This is a genomic window from Pseudoalteromonas sp. S1612 (assembly GCF_005887175.1).
Classification (GTDB): domain Bacteria; phylum Pseudomonadota; class Gammaproteobacteria; order Enterobacterales; family Alteromonadaceae; genus Pseudoalteromonas; species Pseudoalteromonas undina.
Map to the genome: position 1 here is coordinate 1 of NZ_PNDH01000190.1, position 566 is coordinate 566.

General features: G+C 41.7%; 1 pseudogene. It reads right to left on the bottom strand.

Annotation, left to right across the window (positions count from 1 at the left end):
* Positions 1 to 30: 30 nt before the first annotated feature.
* Positions 31 to 501 (bottom strand): annotated as a pseudogene (locus CWB78_RS18650) (transposase); the annotation flags it as partial.
* Between the last annotated feature and the right edge of the window lie 65 nt (positions 502 to 566).

Sequence of the window (566 nt, forward strand, 5' to 3'; positions counted from 1 at the left end):
ATATTCGTGTTATTCATCTCGGGGGTTGTCCTAGTAGGTGTCTGGATCCCTACGTGATGCACGCACAACGTTGACGAATGCACGTTCGGGGTTTAGGTGCACTTTCTCTGGTAAATCCCAGTTGCGGATGTCACCACTCCAGCGCTCAGGCGTTTGCTCCTTAGCACGTTGATACACTTCTTTTCTCTTTGCCAACACTTCACTTGCCACCCCAGAATGTCTTTGGTGAGGGGTTATATATTTAATACCGCTATGTTTGTGGTTAAAATTATACCAGTGGCTAAATTTCAACACCCAACTACGTGCTTCATCTATTGTTGAAAACCCTTTATACGGATAGTCAGGACGATATTTACACGTTTTAAATATCGACTCAGCATAAGCATTATCATTGCTCACCCTAGGACGATTAAAAGACGACACGACGCCTAAACTATAAAGTGTTTCAAGCATTGATGAGCACTTCATTGGGCTTCCATTATCCGAATGCAGCACCAAAGGGTATTATTTAACTCTTTCTTATAAATGACCTTTTCTCATATACATTGATCGATTCTATGCTGATT